At 61.8% G+C, this 14,849-nt stretch carries 17 protein-coding genes; 9 read left to right on the forward strand and 8 right to left on the reverse strand.

What is annotated here, in order from left to right:
* Positions 1 to 104 precede the first annotated feature (104 nt).
* The gene (tyrS, locus tag ACK59Z_RS24970; RefSeq protein ID WP_409293905.1) at positions 105 to 1,304 is read right to left on the reverse strand and encodes a tyrosine--tRNA ligase; all 1,200 of its coding nucleotides are present in this window, start codon (positions 1,302 to 1,304) and stop codon (positions 105 to 107) included.
* A 213-nt stretch (positions 1,305 to 1,517) separates the two neighbouring features.
* Between tyrS and ACK59Z_RS24975 the strand changes: the two genes are divergently transcribed.
* Together ACK59Z_RS24975 and ACK59Z_RS24980 are read left to right on the forward strand one after the other, a co-directional pair.
* Entirely contained in the window at positions 1,518 to 2,939 is a 1,422-nt protein-coding gene (locus ACK59Z_RS24975) for a peptidoglycan DD-metalloendopeptidase family protein (protein ID WP_108192022.1), read from the forward strand.
* Between the two features lie 3 nt (positions 2,940 to 2,942).
* Entirely contained in the window at positions 2,943 to 4,034 is a 1,092-nt protein-coding gene (locus ACK59Z_RS24980) for an anhydro-N-acetylmuramic acid kinase (protein ID WP_004574936.1), read from the forward strand.
* Positions 4,035 to 4,093: 59 nt separating this feature from the next.
* On the opposite strand, the gene erpA is transcribed toward ACK59Z_RS24980, so the two are convergent.
* Positions 4,094 to 4,444 (reverse strand): iron-sulfur cluster insertion protein ErpA, encoded by a 351-nt coding sequence (gene erpA, locus ACK59Z_RS24985; protein ID WP_003255511.1) that lies wholly within the window; start codon positions 4,442 to 4,444, stop codon positions 4,094 to 4,096.
* A 147-nt stretch (positions 4,445 to 4,591) separates the two neighbouring features.
* The gene (argC, locus tag ACK59Z_RS24990; protein WP_003255512.1) at positions 4,592 to 5,626 is read right to left on the reverse strand and encodes an N-acetyl-gamma-glutamyl-phosphate reductase; all 1,035 of its coding nucleotides are present in this window, start codon (positions 5,624 to 5,626) and stop codon (positions 4,592 to 4,594) included.
* A gap of 142 nt (positions 5,627 to 5,768) precedes the next feature.
* Between argC and hemJ the strand changes: the two genes are divergently transcribed.
* The 6 genes from hemJ (at position 5,769) to ACK59Z_RS25020 (ending at position 10,195) form a co-directional block, all read left to right on the forward strand.
* Positions 5,769 to 6,194 (forward strand): protoporphyrinogen oxidase HemJ, encoded by a 426-nt coding sequence (gene hemJ, locus ACK59Z_RS24995; RefSeq protein ID WP_004574934.1) that lies wholly within the window; start codon positions 5,769 to 5,771, stop codon positions 6,192 to 6,194.
* A gap of 28 nt (positions 6,195 to 6,222) precedes the next feature.
* Positions 6,223 to 7,179, forward strand: coding sequence for a nitronate monooxygenase family protein (locus ACK59Z_RS25000; RefSeq protein ID WP_014861771.1), 957 nt, complete (start codon positions 6,223 to 6,225; stop codon positions 7,177 to 7,179).
* A 67-nt stretch (positions 7,180 to 7,246) separates the two neighbouring features.
* On the forward strand, positions 7,247 to 8,029 hold the full coding sequence (locus ACK59Z_RS25005; RefSeq protein ID WP_003255516.1) for an SDR family oxidoreductase: 783 nt from the start codon (positions 7,247 to 7,249) through the stop codon (positions 8,027 to 8,029).
* Positions 8,030 to 8,092: 63 nt separating this feature from the next.
* Positions 8,093 to 8,431 carry a histidine triad nucleotide-binding protein gene (locus ACK59Z_RS25010; RefSeq protein WP_003255518.1) on the forward strand — a complete coding sequence of 113 codons (339 nt, stop codon included), beginning with the start codon at positions 8,093 to 8,095 and terminating at the stop codon, positions 8,429 to 8,431.
* Between the two features lie 65 nt (positions 8,432 to 8,496).
* Positions 8,497 to 9,144 carry a 2-polyprenyl-3-methyl-6-methoxy-1,4-benzoquinone monooxygenase gene (coq7, locus tag ACK59Z_RS25015; RefSeq protein ID WP_003255520.1) on the forward strand — a complete coding sequence of 216 codons (648 nt, stop codon included), beginning with the start codon at positions 8,497 to 8,499 and terminating at the stop codon, positions 9,142 to 9,144.
* 10 nt (positions 9,145 to 9,154) lie between these two features.
* On the forward strand, positions 9,155 to 10,195 hold the full coding sequence (locus ACK59Z_RS25020; RefSeq protein ID WP_409293908.1) for a DUF2157 domain-containing protein: 1,041 nt from the start codon (positions 9,155 to 9,157) through the stop codon (positions 10,193 to 10,195).
* A 76-nt stretch (positions 10,196 to 10,271) separates the two neighbouring features.
* On the opposite strand, the gene ACK59Z_RS25025 is transcribed toward ACK59Z_RS25020, so the two are convergent.
* Positions 10,272 to 10,694, reverse strand: coding sequence for an OsmC family protein (locus ACK59Z_RS25025; protein WP_004376171.1), 423 nt, complete (start codon positions 10,692 to 10,694; stop codon positions 10,272 to 10,274).
* Positions 10,695 to 10,885: 191 nt separating this feature from the next.
* On the opposite strand from ACK59Z_RS25025, the gene crp reads away from it, so the two are divergent.
* Complete coding sequence (crp, locus tag ACK59Z_RS25030; RefSeq protein ID WP_003255524.1) at positions 10,886 to 11,530, forward strand: cAMP-activated global transcriptional regulator CRP; 645 nt, start codon at positions 10,886 to 10,888, stop codon at positions 11,528 to 11,530.
* Here crp and ACK59Z_RS25035 read toward each other — a convergent pair.
* The 4 genes from ACK59Z_RS25035 to ACK59Z_RS25050 all read right to left on the reverse strand — a co-directional run.
* Complete coding sequence (locus ACK59Z_RS25035; RefSeq protein ID WP_003255526.1) at positions 11,527 to 12,231, reverse strand: lipoyl protein ligase domain-containing protein; 705 nt, start codon at positions 12,229 to 12,231, stop codon at positions 11,527 to 11,529. The genes crp and ACK59Z_RS25035 overlap by 4 nt on opposite strands.
* A gap of 147 nt (positions 12,232 to 12,378) precedes the next feature.
* Positions 12,379 to 13,212, reverse strand: coding sequence for an indole-3-glycerol phosphate synthase TrpC (gene trpC, locus ACK59Z_RS25040; protein WP_108192025.1), 834 nt, complete (start codon positions 13,210 to 13,212; stop codon positions 12,379 to 12,381).
* The gene (gene trpD / locus ACK59Z_RS25045; protein ID WP_003255529.1) at positions 13,209 to 14,258 is read right to left on the reverse strand and encodes an anthranilate phosphoribosyltransferase; all 1,050 of its coding nucleotides are present in this window, start codon (positions 14,256 to 14,258) and stop codon (positions 13,209 to 13,211) included. The genes trpC and trpD overlap by 4 nt, the downstream gene beginning before the upstream one ends.
* Positions 14,259 to 14,267: 9 nt before the next feature.
* The coding region (locus ACK59Z_RS25050; RefSeq protein WP_409293910.1) for an aminodeoxychorismate/anthranilate synthase component II at positions 14,268 to 14,849 on the reverse strand (582 nt) is incomplete at its 5' end.

Consider the following 14,849-nt stretch of genomic DNA (forward strand, 5'->3'; position numbering starts at 1 on the left):
AAAACCAGCCCCCCCCCCACACAACAGCACCCACAAAACCCAAAAACCAAAGGGGGGAGGCCTACCGGCCTCCCCGCTTCTATATAGCTACACCATCCAGGCAATCACTCAGCCTTGAGGGTAACCCGGCCAAACGACTTCTTGCCCGCCTGGCATACATGGGTAGCACCAAGGACAAACATGAAGTCCCTGTCGACCACTGCACCATCAACTTTCACCGCGCCGCCATTCAGCAAGTCTCGCGCCTGTGCCGAGTTCTTGACCAAACCAGCCCGATTCAACACCGCAGCAATTGGCAGGTCTTCCGCCGCAGCCACTTCGATCTCCGGCAAGTCTTCCGGCAGCTCGCCTTCCTTCATACGGTTACCGGCAGCACGGTGAGCATTGGCTGCAGCCTCCTCACCGTGGAAGCGCGCCACAATTTCTTCCGCCAGCTTGATCTTGATGTCACGCGGGTTGGCGCCATTGGCAACATCGGCCCGGAACTGCTCGATTTCTTCCATCGAACGGAAGCTCAGCAGCTCGAAGTAACGCCACATCAGGGTATCCGGGATCGACACCAGCTTGCTGTACATCACCCCTGGCGCTTCCTGGATGCCGACATAGTTGCCCAGCGACTTCGACATCTTCTTCACACCGTCGAGACCTTCGAGCAGTGGCATGGTCACGATGTTCTGCGCTTCCTGCCCATAAGACCGCTGCAGTTCACGCCCCATCAGCAGGTTGAACTTCTGGTCGGTACCACCCAGCTCAACATCCGCCTTCAGCGCCACCGAGTCATAGCCTTGCACCAGCGGGTAGAGGAACTCGTGGATGGCAATCGGCTGATTGGTGGTGTAACGCTTGTCGAAGTCATCACGCTCCAGCATGCGCGCAACGGTGTACTGCGAAGCCAGGCGAATGAAGTCGGCAGGGGTCAGCTTGTCCATCCACGTGGAGTTGAACGCGACTTCAGTCTTGGCCGGGTCAAGAATCTTGAACACCTGCTGCTTGTACGTCTCGGCGTTCTCCAGCACCTGTTCGCGGGTCAGCGGCGGGCGCGTGGCGCTCTTGCCACTCGGGTCGCCGATCATGCCGGTGAAGTCACCGATCAGGAAGATGACCTGGTGGCCCAGATCCTGGAACTGGAGCAGCTTGTTGATCAGTACCGTATGACCCAGGTGAAGGTCCGGAGCGGTCGGGTCGAAGCCGGCCTTGATGCGCAGAGGTTGGCCGCGCTTGAGCTTCTCCACCAGTTCCGACTCGACCAGTACTTCTTCCGCACCGCGCTTGATAAGCGCGAGCTGCTCTTCAACCGACTTCATAGACAAACCCGCAAGGCTCAGATTCAGGGGGAGCCAACCATACAAGATCGGCCGTCAAATACAAGTTTCGCAAAGGAATGTGACCCGAACACAGGCTTGCGGCGTCTACGCGCCCTTGCGTGAAAATGGATTTGGTTATATTTTATACAGTTATTTCATCTTCATCATGTCATTCATCTTTTCCATTTCACCTTTTTCAAAGTCACCTTGCCCATGACCAACGAACCGCCTAAAGCGCCTCCGCTTTATCCGAAGAGCCATCTGTTGGCCGCCAGCGGCATCGCCGCCCTGCTCAGCCTGGCTTTGCTGGTATTTCCTTCCAGCGAAGTGGAAGCCAAGAAAACCACCCTCAACCTCGAGCTCGAAAGCCCTGCCGAGCAGCTGAAAGACGAATCCCGCGCCGCGCCCCTGGTGCAAAGCGAAGGTGAGCAAGGCTCGCCTTTCGCCCAGATCGAAGAGGCTACCCCCGAAACCCAGAAGGCCGATCAGCAGGCCCCGGCCGCCGAACCGGTTGCCGAGGCCGCCAAGGAGCCTGGCCACCGCGAAGTCACCGTGGCCCGCGGCGATACCCTGTCCACCCTGTTCGCCAAGGTCGGCCTGCCCGCCAATGCTGTGCATGACTTGCTGGCCAGCAACAAGCAGGCCAAGCAGTTCAGCCAGCTCAAGCACGGCCAGGTCTTGCAATTCGAGCTCGACAAGGATGGCCAGCTGGCCAGTCTGCACAGCAAAGTCAGCAACCTCGAAACCATTCGCCTGACCAAAACCGCCAAGGGCTACACATTCAACCGTGAAATCAGCAAGCCGGTGATACGCACCGCCTATGCCCACGGCGTGATCAAGAGCTCGCTGTCAGCCTCCGCCCAGCGCGCCGGCCTGTCCCACAGCATGACCATGGACATGGCCCGCGTGCTGGGTTACGACATCGACTTCGCCCAGGATATTCGCCCAGGCGACGAGTTCGACGTGGTCTACGAACAGAAGGTGATGGACGGCAAGGTCGTCGGCACCGGTAACATCCTCTCTGCGCGCTTCACCAACCGCGGCAAAACCTACACTGCCGTGCGCTACACCAACAAGCAGGGCAACACTACCTACTACACCGCCGACGGCAACAGCCTGCGCAAGGCATTCATCCGCACCCCGGTGGACTTCGCCCGCATCAGCTCGCGCTTTTCCGCCGGTCGCAAGCACCCCATCCTGAACAAGATCCGCGCCCACAAAGGCGTCGACTACGCAGCCCCACGAGGTACGCCGATCAAGGCAGCCGGTGACGGTCGCATCGAACTGGCCGGGCGCCGTGGTGGCTACGGCAATACCGTGATCATTCAGCATGGCAACCGCTACAAGACGCTGTATGGCCACATGCAGGGCTTTGCCAAAGGCATCAAGACCGGCAGTGCGGTCAAACAGGGCCAGATCATTGGCTACATCGGCACTACCGGCCTGTCCACCGGCCCACACCTGCACTACGAGTTCCAGGTCAACGGCGTGCACGTCGACCCGCTGAGCCAGAAGGTGCCAATGGCTGACCCGATTGCCAAGAACGAGCGTCAGCGCTTCCTGCAGCAGAGCCAGCCGCTGATTGCCCGCATGGATCAGGAAAAGGCCACCCTGCTCGCAGCGAACAAGCGCTAAGCCATGGCGCTCTACCTGGGGGTGATGTCCGGTACCAGCCTCGATGGCCTGGATATCGCCCTGATCGAACAAGGCGAGCAGCTTGAACTGCTCGCCACCCACTACCTGCCCATGCCCCCGGACCTGCGCAAGGACCTGCTGGCCCTGTGCAGCAGCGGCACTGACGAGATTGCCCGTGCCGCACTGGCGGAAAACCGCTGGGCCAGCCTGGCCGGCGAAGGTATCCACCAACTGCTGGCTCGCCAGGGACTGAAGCCCGAAGCCATTCGCGCCATCGGCAGCCACGGCCAGACCATTCGCCATGAACCGTCCCGCGGCTTTACTGTGCAGATCGGTAACCCCGCACTGCTCGCCGAGCTGACCGGCATCAGCGTGGTCGCCGACTTCCGCCGTCGCGATGTGGCTGCCGGTGGCCAGGGCGCGCCACTGGTACCGGCCTTCCACGAAACCCTGTTCAGCCAGCTTGGCCGACGCCTGGCAATCCTCAACGTAGGCGGTTTCAGCAACCTCAGCCTGATCGAGCAGGACAAGCCGGTTCATGGGTTCGATTGCGGCCCGGGGAACGTGCTGCTGGATGCCTGGATCGAGCGCGAGCACGGCCACGCCTACGATGCAGATGGCGCCTGGGCTGCCTCGGGTGTGGTTCAGCCCGGGTTGCTCAGCGCACTGATGGCTGACCCGTTCTTTGCCGGCAGCGGCCCCAAGAGTACCGGCCGCGAGGTGTTCAACCTGCCTTGGCTGGATCGCCACCTGGCCAACCTGCCGGCATACCGGGCCCAGGACGTGCAGGCGACACTGCTGGAGCTGACCGCACGCAGCATCATCGATTCGCTTGGCAAAGCCCAGCAAGGCACCGAAGCGCTGTTGGTCTGTGGTGGGGGCGCCCGCAACGGCGCGCTGATGGCCCGTCTTGGCCAGCTGCTACCGGCGGCCCGTGTTGCAAGCACTGGCGCCTATGGCGTAGACCCGGACTGGGTCGAAGCCATGGCCTTCGCCTGGCTGGCTCACTGCTGCCTGGAGGGTATCGCCGCCAACCGCCCCAGCGTCACTGCCGCCAAGGGCCTGCGCGTACTGGGCGCAATCTACCCGGCATAGCCGCTACGCCAGAAAGCAAAACGCCGCGCAATTGCGCGGCGTTTTCGTATGCCCAGCCCTTAGATCGAGAACGACGACCCGCAACCGCAGGTGGTCGCGGCATTCGGGTTCTTGATCACGAAGCGCGAGCCTTCCAGGCCTTCCTGGTAGTCCACTTCGGCACCCGCCAGGTACTGGAAGCTCATCGGGTCGACCACCAGGGAAACGCCCTCGCGCTCGACAATGGTGTCATCTTCGGCCACGTCTTCATCGAAGGTGAAGCCGTACTGGAAGCCGGAGCAACCGCCACCGGTAACGAACACTCGCAGCTTCAGACGCTCATTGCCTTCCTCATTGACCAGGTTCTTCACCTTCTGGGCTGCCCCGTGGGTAAATTCCAGACCGGTAGGGGTGAAGGTTTCGACGCTCATGTTGATTCTCCCGGCGCGGTAGCCGCCATAAAACTCGATGACGCGCATTATCCGCTTTCCCGAGAAAATCGGTCAAGAATTGTGCGGCTTTAGTCGCGACCTGCAAAAAGGCCCGCACGACGCGGGCCTTTTCCAATGCTGGTGGCCTTACGGCAGCAAGCCGGCATGGGACAGGCCCATGCGTTCATCCAGCCCGAACAGGATGTTGAGGTTCTGCACCGCCTGGCCGGAGGCGCCCTTGACCAGGTTGTCGATCACCGACAGCACCACCACCAGGTCACCACCCTGCGGGCGATGAACGGCAATGCGGCAGACGTTGGCACCACGCACGCTGCGGGTTTCCGGATGGCTGCCTGCTGGCATCACGTCGACGAACGGTTCATCGGCATAGCGTTTCTCGAACAGCGCCTGCAGGTCGACCGAGGTATCGACCACGTTTGCGTACAGGGTGGCGTGGATACCACGGATCATCGGCGTCAGGTGCGGCACGAACGTCAGGCCGATATCCTTGCCTGCGGCCAGGCGCAAGCCCTGGCTGATTTCTGGCAAGTGACGATGCCCCTTGACTGCATAGGCCTTCATGCTCTCGCCGGCTTCGCAGAACAGCGAACCGACCGCGGCGCCACGGCCAGCACCGCTGACACCCGACTTGCAGTCGGCGATCAGGCGCGACGCGTCGGCCAGGCCCGCTTCCAGCAGCGGCAGGAAGCCCAGCTGGGTGGCAGTCGGGTAGCAACCCGGCACAGCGATCAGGCGCGCCTGGCGGATCTTCTCGCGGTTCACTTCTGGCAGGCCGTATACCGCGTCCTTGAGCAGCTCAGGCGCGCCATGGGGCTGACCGTACCACTTGCCCCACTCGGCGGCATCCTGCAGGCGGAAGTCGGCAGACAAGTCGATCACCTTGGTGCCGGCCGCCAGCAGCTCACCGGCCAGGGCGTGTGCAACACCATGCGGAGTGGCGAAGAACACCACATCACAGGCCCCCAGAGCCTTGCTGTCCGGCACGCTGAACGCCAACCCGTCATAGTGGCCGCGCAGGTTCGGGTACATGTCCGCCACCGCCACGCCCGCCTCGGAGCGCGAAGTAATGACCGCCACTTCGGCCTGTGGATGCTGTGCCAGCAGACGCAACAGTTCGACGCCGGTGTAACCCGTGCCGCCGACGATACCGACCTTGATCATAACGCTTGCCCCTTATCAACGAGCCGTCTGGAAAGCGCACGATAATAGGGGCGCAGGGCGCCTGTAACAACTCTTCGGGTGACCCTTCGGGCGCTTGACCACTACTATCTGACGACCGTGATTACCTGAAGGAACTCCCTCCATGCTTTACCTATGGATCAAAGCGCTGCATATCGTCAGCGTGGTCTGCTGGTTCGCCGGCCTGTTCTACCTGCCCAGGTTGTTCGTCTACCACGCCCAGAGCCAGGACAGCATCAGCCAGGAACGCTTTGCGACCATGGAGCGCAAGCTGTACCGCGGCATCATGAATCCGGCGATGATCGCCACCTACGTTTTTGGCGCCTGGATGCTGTACCTCAATCCCGGCTGGCTGAGCCAGGGGTGGCTGCATGCCAAGCTCACCCTGGTGATCCTGCTGACCGGCTACCATCACGTGTGCGGTGCCCAGCGCAAACGCTTCGCCAATGGCACCAACACCCGCAGCCACGTCTACTATCGCTGGTTCAACGAAGTGCCCGTGCTGATCCTGCTGGGTATCGTCATTCTGGTGGTGGTGAAACCGTTCTGACATAGCCACCCGCTCAAGGAGCCTTGCCATGTCGCTACCTGCCTCGCTCGAACAACGCCTGCGGCTGCCCGTGGTTGCCGCGCCGATGTTCCTCATCTCCAACCCCCAATTGGTGCTGGCCTGCTGCGCCAGCGGCGTGGTTGGCAGTTTCCCGGCACTGAACCAACGCGACAGCGCTGGCTTCAAGGCTTGGCTGGAAGAGATCGAGGCTGGCCTGGCTCAACTGCAGGCGCCAGCGCCCTACGCCGTCAACCTGATCGTCCACCCGACCAACCCGCGCCTGCAGGCCGACTTGGCCTTGTGTGTCGAACACCGTGTACCAATCGTTATCACCAGCCTGGGGGCGGTAAAGGAAGTGGTCGATGCCGTACACGCCTACGGCGGCCTGGTGCTCCACGATGTCACCACCCGCCGGCATGCCGAAAAAGCCGCCGAAGCGGGTGTCGATGGCCTTATCGCCGTCGCCGCAGGCGCAGGCGGCCATGCCGGCACCTGGAGCCCGTTCGCCCTGGCCGCAGAAATTCGCCAGTTCTTCGACAAGACCCTGCTGCTGGCTGGTTGCATTAACCACGGCCACGAAATCCTGGCCGCACAACTGCTGGGGGCGGACCTGGCGTACATGGGCACACGCTTCATCGCCACCACAGAAAGCCAGGCTCAGGGCGCCTACAAACAGATGCTGCTGAACGCCCATGCCGCCGACATCATCCACACACCCGTGGTGTCCGGCATCCCCGCCAGCTTCCTGCGCCAGAGCCTGGAGCAGGCCGGCTACGACATGAACACCCTCAAGGGGGGGCAGGTGCAAGGCAAGCTCAAGCCGATCGATGACGAAGCGAAGGCCTGGAAGACCGTATGGTCAGCGGGCCAGGGCGTCGGTGCAATCCATGACCTGCCCAGCGCCAGCGCATTGATCGAGCGCCTGCATGGCGAGTACCGACAAGCCCTGGAACGCTGCCAGGTTTTGCGCGCCCGCGCCTTGTAGCAAAAGGCAACACCTTGCACGGGCAAGTTGTACACTAGGCGCCCTCTTCCGCCCCCAGGAGCCTTGCATGACCCGTTACGCCATGATCACTGGTGCTTCCAGCGGCCTGGGCCTGGCCTTGGCGGAAGCGCTGGCACGGCGCGGGCGCAACCTGATCCTGGTGGCACGCCAACGAGAAACGCTGGAGCCTGTCGCCATCGAGCTGACCCAGCGTTTCGGTGTCGAGGTGCTGTTCCGCGCCTGCGACCTCAGCCAGCCGTTGCGCCTTTCAGGCTTCGTGCTAGAGCTGGAAGAAGGTGAGCGGCGTATCGATTTGCTGGTCAACTGCGCGGGCTTGCGCACCTATGGGCCGTTCCTGGCCCATGAATGGGCCGACGAACAGGATCTGCTGGAAGTCAACGTGCTGGCCCTGAGCCGCCTGTGTCACGCCATCGGTAACCTGATGGCTGTGCAGGGTGGCGGGCAGATTCTCAACGTCGCCGGCCTGGCCGGGGTGGCGCCTGGCCCATGGATGGCCGCCTATGCCGCCAGCAAGGCCTATGTGCTGAGCTTTTCACAGGCCCTGCGCGAAGAACTCAAGCGCACCGGCATCAAGGTCTCTGTACTGTGCCCTGGCCCGGTACGTTCCGCACGCCGGCGCATTGCGCGGCTCGATGGCAAGCCGCGCTGTCTCAGCCCCGAGGAAGTGGCGCTGTACACCGTGCGGGCACTGGACAAGAACCGCGCACTGATCATGCCTGGCCGGCGCAACCGCTGGCTGGCGTTCGCACCGCGGCTGTTGCCGCGCTGGCTGGTGCGCAAGCTGGCCGGGGCCATCCACCGCCGCTATTGCCCCTTAGGCATGGAATAGCCACTGGGCGAGCGGCGCCCGGCTGAGTACACTCGGCCCGACCCTCACCATGGAGCAAGTGCTGTGGACGATCTATTCCTCAAAATCATCAACCGGGAAATCCCGGCAGATATCATCTATGAAGACGACCAGATCCTGGCCTTCAAGGACATTGCACCCGCGGCACCGGTACATTTTCTGGTCATCCCGAAAAAGCACATTCGCACCCTCAATGACCTGACCGAAGAAGACAAGGCCCTGGCTGGCCACATCCTGTTCACCGCCCAGCGCCTGGCTGTCGAACAAGGCTGCGAGGAAGGTTTCCGCGTGGTCATGAACTGCAACCCCAAAGGCGGCCAGACTGTCTACCACATCCATATGCACGTGCTTGGCCAGCGCCAGATGAACTGGCCTCCGGGCTGACCCACGGCAAGCGACCCCGCCGCTATTGCGGTAAACTGTCGGGCACATTCTTGCGGAGGTGCCCGATGGCTACCGAACGTCACTACTCGCCGCTCGACCGCTTGTTGCTGCAGGCCGATACCGCCATGCGCACCTTGCTGCCTTTCAGCGGCCAACCTGCCCGGCCATCGCCGGCCATCGTCCAGCCAGACGTTGACCTGGACGAGCAACAGGCCCGCCATATTGCCGGGCTGATGCGCATCAACCATACCGGTGAAGTCTGCGCCCAGGCGTTGTACCAAGGCCAGGCCCTGACCGCCAAGCTGCCCGAAGTGCGCAAGGCCATGGAGCATGCCGCTGAGGAAGAAATCGACCACCTGGCCTGGTGCGAGCAGCGCATTCGCCAGCTGAACAGCCACCCGAGCGTGCTCAACCCTCTGTTCTACGGCATGTCGTTCGGCATTGGCGCACTGGCCGGGCTGGTCAGCGACAAGGTCAGCCTGGGCTTCGTCGCCGCTACCGAACATCAGGTGTGCAAACACCTCGACGAGCACCTGGAGCAACTCCCGCACGAAGATGAAAAATCCCGGGCCATTCTCGAGCAGATGCGCATAGACGAAGAGCAGCACGCCGAGTCTGCGCTGGAAGCCGGTGGTTATCGCTTCCCGGCCCCCGTCCGCTTTGGCATGAGCTTGCTGGCCAAGGTCATGACCAAGAGCACATACCGCATCTGAAGGCATCACCATGACGGATCGATTCGACGCCAAGGACCTGGCGCGCGCCGTGCAAGCAGGCATTCTCCAACCAGGCCAGGACCAAAGCCTGTTGGCATTCCTGCGCCAGCAACCCGCACCACGTGGCAGCTTTCAGCTGGCCCATGTTGCCTTCTACTTTGGCGCCATGCTGATCATGGCGGCAATGGGCTGGTTGCTCACCGAGGCCTGGATGAGCCTCGGTGACGGCGCGCTGTTGATCATCGCCAGCCTCTATATCCTGCTGATCACCTTGTTCGCCCTCAATCTGCAACGCCGCGCCCAGCCCGTCGCTGCTGGCGTGCTGGCAGCAGTAGCCGTCAGCATCGTGCCGCTGGCGGTATTCGCTATCGAACGCATGCTCGGCTGGTGGCCACTGGACGATGCGCAGGCTGACTACCACCAGTACTATACCTACGTGCAAGGCGGCTGGCTGGCGATGGAAGCAGCCACGGTGCTTGCCGGGCTGCTAATGCTGCGACTGATCCCCTACCCGTTCGTCGTCATGCCAATGGCCGTGGCCTTGTGGTTCATGTCGATGGACCTTAGCGAGTGGTTCTTCGGCTCACCGTTCAGTTGGGAGCAGCGTCGCCACGTCTCCCTGTGGTTTGGGCTGGGCTTGCTGGTGGTTTTCCTCGTGATAGACGGCCGCACACGTGAGGACTACGCCCGTTGGGGTTACCTCGCCGGGCTGGCAGCGTTCTGGGGCGGGTTGACGCTACTGGACAGCGGCAGTGAGTTGGGCAAGGCCATGTACTGCCTGATCAACATTGCGCTGATGGGCATGGCGGTGCTGCTGCGTCGGCCGGTGTTCATGGTGTTTGGTGCGCTGGGGGTGGCGGCTTATCTGGGATATCTGTCGTACGAGGTGTTTGCCCAGTCGTTGCTGTTCCCGGTGGTGCTGACCATGATCGGGCTGGGGGTTATCTGGCTTGGCCTGGTTTACCAAAGGCGCCGGGAGCGGTTGAGCCAGGCGCTAAGAAGCAGTCTTCCGCAATGGTTGCGGATGGCCCTTCCGGCCCTGCGCGACTGAAGCTCGCCCGGGCCGCAGGTGGGAGCGGGCTCACCCGCTTCCACAAGGGCTGCAAAGCGGCACCGGAATCTCAGCCTTAACCCAGCTCTACGATTTCATACCCATGGGTAATCTCAACCCCGGCACGCTCGAGCATGATCGAAGCCGAGCAATACTTTTCCGCCGACAGCTCCACCGCCCGCTTGACCTGCGCTTCTTTCAGCCCACGCCCCTTCACCACGAAGTTCATGTGAATCTTGGTGAACACCTTCGGGTCTTCGCTGGCGCGCTCTGCCTCCAGAAATGCCTCACAGCTTTCCACTGCCTGGCGTGATTTCTTCAGAATGCTCACCACGTCAAAGCTGCTGCAGCCACCCAGGCCCAGCAACAGCATTTCCATCGGTCGCACGCCCAGGTTGCGGCCGCCGGCCTCGGGCGGGCCGTCCATTACGACGACATGGCCGCTCCCCGATTCGCCGAGGAACATTGCCTCACCGGCCCACTGGATACGTGCCTTCATCTACCCGGACTCCTGATTTTCGGAAAAGGGTGTCAGCTTAGACCTTGTGCGGCTGTGGGAAAAGCACGAGATGTGTCGGTTTAGTACCGAAACATCTCGTAGTGTCTGATAAGCTGGCGCCAAATGACTGGCGCTCTCCGTCAGCCAACCTCTATAAAAAGCCTATGCGTCGTATCGAACAGGATTTCGTGATGGTTGCCTCCGCCCTACCCGCCAAGATAAAGAACATCGACAAGCTGCTGGTACACTGCCAGCGCCGCCGCTACACCGCCAAAAGCAATATCATCTGCGCCGGCGACCGGGCCGAGACACTGTCTTTTATCATCAAGGGTTCGGTCACCATCCTCATCGAGGACGACGACGGCCATGAAATGATCATCGCCTACCTCAACAATGGCGATTTCTTTGGCGAGCTAGGCCTGTTCGAGCCCGTTGATGGCGAGCAGCAGCGCAGTGCCTGGGTACGCGCCAAGACCGAATGCGAAGTGGCCGAAATCAGCTACGAAAAGTTTCGCGAACTGGCGCGCCAGGACCCTGAAATCCTCTACGCCCTGGGCAGTCAAATGGCCCAGCGCCTGCGCAACACTACGCGCAAGGTTGGCGATTTGGCATTTTTCGACGTGACTGGGCGAGTTGCCCGTTGCCTGCTGGAACTGTGCAAGCAGCCCGACGCCATGACCCACCCCGATGGCATGCAAATCAAGATTACCCGTCAGGAAATCGGCCGAATCGTCGGTTGCTCTCGGGAAATGGTCGGCCGCGTTCTCAAAGACCTCGAGGAACGCAGCCTGGTGCAGGTCAAGGGCAAGACCATGGTGGTCCACGGTACCCGCTAGTCCTTGGGCAACTCGGCCAGCACCTTGGCGTAGGCCTGCGAAAGGCGCTCGAACCAGGGCGCTGCCGGCGCCACTTCGTGCAAGGCGATGTGCGCATCGGCGCGACAGCGTTGCTCCAGCTCACAGCACTCGTTGAAGCGGTTGACCGCCGCCACCATCGACTCACGCTCGTTGTCCAGCAGCAGCGCACCGTGCACCAGCACCACAGGGCGCTTGCCACCCAGGCCCTGACGCCAGCGCTGGGCGGTACCCACCAATTTGCGGCCATTGAGGTTGACGTTGTAGCGGCCATCGCAGAAGGCCCCGTCGATTTCCCCGACTGACGCCACCCCGCCCCACTCGCGCAGCACATCGCACAGCGGCAGACACAGGCGCTCGTAGGCATTTTCGATACGGCCGTGGTCGCCTTCACTGCGCGGCGCGGCATAGACCAGTGCAACGTTCACCGTCGAATGCGACTGAGGCACCGGCTCACCGCCAGTTTCTCGTAGCAGCACCGGCCAGCCAGCAATAGCCAATTCCGCGCAGGCGACCTCGAAGTTGCCCAGCCGGCTCATGCGTCGAGGCATGACCAGCGCGTGGTCGGTGGGGCGCCAGAACAGCACACCATTCTCGCGTTCGCCGCGGCAGACGGCGGCCAGCAGTTCCTGCTCGGCATGCAGGCCTTGTTCGACGCTCAGGGCCAGGGGTTGATCGGTCATTGATCCACCTATGATGTTGATTTCAAGGGCCTCTTCGCGGGTAAACCCGCTCCTACAACAGGGCGCGTACCTGTGTGGGGGCGGGCTTGCCCGCGACACGGCCATTACAGGTACAAAAAAGCCGGCAAAAACGCCGGCTTCATTTGATCAGTCCAGTTGCTGAACAGTCTTCTTCACCTGCTCGGGAAAGAACAGCCGCTGTAATTCCAGGCCAGGCTGCTCGGCGCGCATGAACGCCTCTCCCACCAGGAACGAGTAAACCTCGTTGATTGCCATCAGCTCCACATCGGCCCGGTTGAGAATACCGCTTTCGGTAATCGCCAGACGGTCACGCGGAATGCGCGGCAGCAGGTCAAGGGTGGTTTCCAGGCTGACTTCGAAGGTGTGCAGGTTGCGGTTGTTCACCCCAACCAGCGGTGTATCCAGGGTTTTCAGCGCGCGCTCCAGTTCATCGCCATCGTGCACTTCTACCAGCACGTCGAGGCCGACGTCCTTGGCGGTGGCCGCCAGTTCAGCCATCTTCACGTCATCCAGCGCCGACACGATCAGCAGTACGCAATCTGCGCCCAGGGCCCGGGCTTCGACGATCTGGTAAGGGTCGACCATGAAGTCCTTGCGGATCACCGGCAGCGAAACCGCCGCGCGGGCCAACTGCAAGTACTCATCGGCACCCTGGAAATAATCGACATCGGTCAACACCGACAGGCAGGTGGCCCCGCCCTTCTCGTAGCTGACCGCGATTTCCGCTGGCACGAAGTGCTCGCGGATCACGCCCTTGCTTGGCGACGCTTTCTTGATTTCGGCAATCACCGCTGGCTGCTTGCGCTTGGCCTGCTCGATCAGCGCGTTGGCGAAGCCTCGCGGGGCGTCAGCGGCCTTGGCCAGGCCCTCCAGTTCGGCGAGGCTGACGCGCGCACTGCGCTCGGCCACTTCCTGAAACTTGCGGGCAATGATCCTTTCCAGCACCGTCGGCACACTCATGCTTCGTTCTCCACCTTGAATACTGCAGTAAAGGCACCCAATTCCTGCAGCTTTTCCCAGGCCAAGCCGGTGTGCAGTACATCATGGGCCAGTTCTACACCGGCTTTCAGGCTCATGGCATGGTCAGCGGCATACAGCGCCGCGCCAGCATTAAGCACGATCATCTCGGCGGCCTTCTGACCGTCCTCGGTCTTGCGCCGGCCCAGCGCATCGCGGATCAACTCCAGCGAAGCCTGAGGGCTCTCGACAGCCAGGCCATGAAGGCTCTGGCTCTTCATGCCGAGGTCTTCCGGCTCTACCCAATATTCAGTGATTTCGCCGTTTTTCAGTTCGGCAACGAAGGTGGGCGCAGCCAGGCTGAACTCGTCCAGACCATCCTTCGAGTGCACGACCAGCACATGCTTGCTCCCCAGGCGCTGCAGCACCTCAGCCAGCGGACGGCAAAGGGTTTGTGCGAACACACCGACCACTTGGTGCTTCACTCCGGCCGGATTCGTAAGCGGGCCGAGCATATTGAACAGGGTGCGCAACCCCAGTTCTCGACGTGGGCCAGCGGCATGTTTCATGGCCGAGTGGTGACTTTGCGCGAACATGAAGCCGATGCCAAGGCTGTCGATGCAGCGTGCCACTTGAGTCGGCGTCAGGTTCAGGTAGATGCCGGCAGCTTCCAGCAGGTCGGCACTGCCGCTCTTGCCCGATACTGCGCGGTTACCATGCTTGGCCACGGGGCAACCCGCCGCCGCCAGGACGAAAGACGAAGCGGTGGACACGTTGAAGATGTTGGCGCCATCACCGCCGGTCCCGACAATATCGACGACACCATCGAGGCTTTGCAGCTCGACCTTTTCGGCCAGCTCACGCATCACCGACACCGCACCGACGATTTCGTCGATGCTTTCGCTTTTCATGCGCATGCCCATCAGGAAAGCGCCTATCTGCGCCTCGCTGCACTGACCGGTCATGATCTGGCGCATGACCTCGCGCATTTCTTCGGTAGTAAGGTCCAACTGGCCGACGATACGGCTCAACGCACTCTTGATATCCATGTTCGATCCTTAACGGCGGCCGCCGGTCTGCTTGAGGAAGTTGGCGAACAGTTCGTGGCCCTGCTCGGTCAGGATCGACTCAGGGTGGAATTGCACCCCTTCGATATTCAGCGTCTTGTGGCGCAGGCCCATGATCTCATCGACCGAACCGTCAGCATGGGAGGTCCAGGCGGTCACTTCCAGGCAGTCGGGCAAGGTTTCACGCTTTACCACCAGCGAGTGGTAACGGGTCACGGTCAGCGGGTTGTTAAGGCTGGCGAACACGCCCAGGTCGCGGTGATATACCGGGCTGGTCTTCCCGTGCATGACCTGGCGTGCACGTACAACGTCGCCGCCAAAGGCCTGCCCGATTGACTGGTGGCCCAAGCATACGCCGAGGATTGGCAACTTCCCGGCGAAATGCAGGATGGCCTCGATGGACACGCCCGCCTCGCTTGGGGTGCACGGGCCCGGGGATACGACGATGCGCTCAGGGTTGAGGGCCTCGATCTGGGCGATGGTCAATTCGTCATTGCGAATGACCTTGACCTCGGCACCCAGCTCGCCAAGGTACTGAACGACGTTGTAAGTGAATGAGTCGTAATTGTCGAT

Origin of the sequence: Pseudomonas sp. KCJK9058 (genome assembly GCF_046230975.1) — a bacterium.
GTDB lineage: Bacteria > Pseudomonadota > Gammaproteobacteria > Pseudomonadales > Pseudomonadaceae > Aquipseudomonas > Aquipseudomonas alloputida.

Excerpts from the sequence above, each read along its gene's own strand:
- tyrS (WP_409293905.1), bottom strand. The coding sequence starts at position 1,304 with ATGAAGTCGGTTGAAGAGCAGCTCGCGCTTATCAAGCGCGGTGCGGAA.
- ACK59Z_RS24975 (WP_108192022.1), top strand. The coding sequence starts at position 1,518 with ATGACCAACGAACCGCCTAAAGCGCCTCCGCTTTATCCGAAGAGCCAT.
- ACK59Z_RS24980 (WP_004574936.1), top strand. The coding sequence starts at position 2,943 with ATGGCGCTCTACCTGGGGGTGATGTCCGGTACCAGCCTCGATGGCCTG.
- erpA (WP_003255511.1), bottom strand. The coding sequence starts at position 4,444 with ATGAGCGTCGAAACCTTCACCCCTACCGGTCTGGAATTTACCCACGGG.
- argC (WP_003255512.1), bottom strand. The coding sequence starts at position 5,626 with ATGATCAAGGTCGGTATCGTCGGCGGCACGGGTTACACCGGCGTCGAA.
- hemJ (WP_004574934.1), top strand. The coding sequence starts at position 5,769 with ATGCTTTACCTATGGATCAAAGCGCTGCATATCGTCAGCGTGGTCTGC.
- ACK59Z_RS25000 (WP_014861771.1), top strand. The coding sequence starts at position 6,223 with ATGTCGCTACCTGCCTCGCTCGAACAACGCCTGCGGCTGCCCGTGGTT.
- ACK59Z_RS25005 (WP_003255516.1), top strand. The coding sequence starts at position 7,247 with ATGACCCGTTACGCCATGATCACTGGTGCTTCCAGCGGCCTGGGCCTG.
- coq7 (WP_003255520.1), top strand. The coding sequence starts at position 8,497 with ATGGCTACCGAACGTCACTACTCGCCGCTCGACCGCTTGTTGCTGCAG.
- ACK59Z_RS25020 (WP_409293908.1), top strand. The coding sequence starts at position 9,155 with ATGACGGATCGATTCGACGCCAAGGACCTGGCGCGCGCCGTGCAAGCA.
- ACK59Z_RS25025 (WP_004376171.1), bottom strand. The coding sequence starts at position 10,694 with ATGAAGGCACGTATCCAGTGGGCCGGTGAGGCAATGTTCCTCGGCGAA.
- crp (WP_003255524.1), top strand. The coding sequence starts at position 10,886 with ATGGTTGCCTCCGCCCTACCCGCCAAGATAAAGAACATCGACAAGCTG.
- ACK59Z_RS25035 (WP_003255526.1), bottom strand. The coding sequence starts at position 12,231 with ATGACCGATCAACCCCTGGCCCTGAGCGTCGAACAAGGCCTGCATGCC.
- trpC (WP_108192025.1), bottom strand. The coding sequence starts at position 13,212 with ATGAGTGTGCCGACGGTGCTGGAAAGGATCATTGCCCGCAAGTTTCAG.
- trpD (WP_003255529.1), bottom strand. The coding sequence starts at position 14,258 with ATGGATATCAAGAGTGCGTTGAGCCGTATCGTCGGCCAGTTGGACCTT.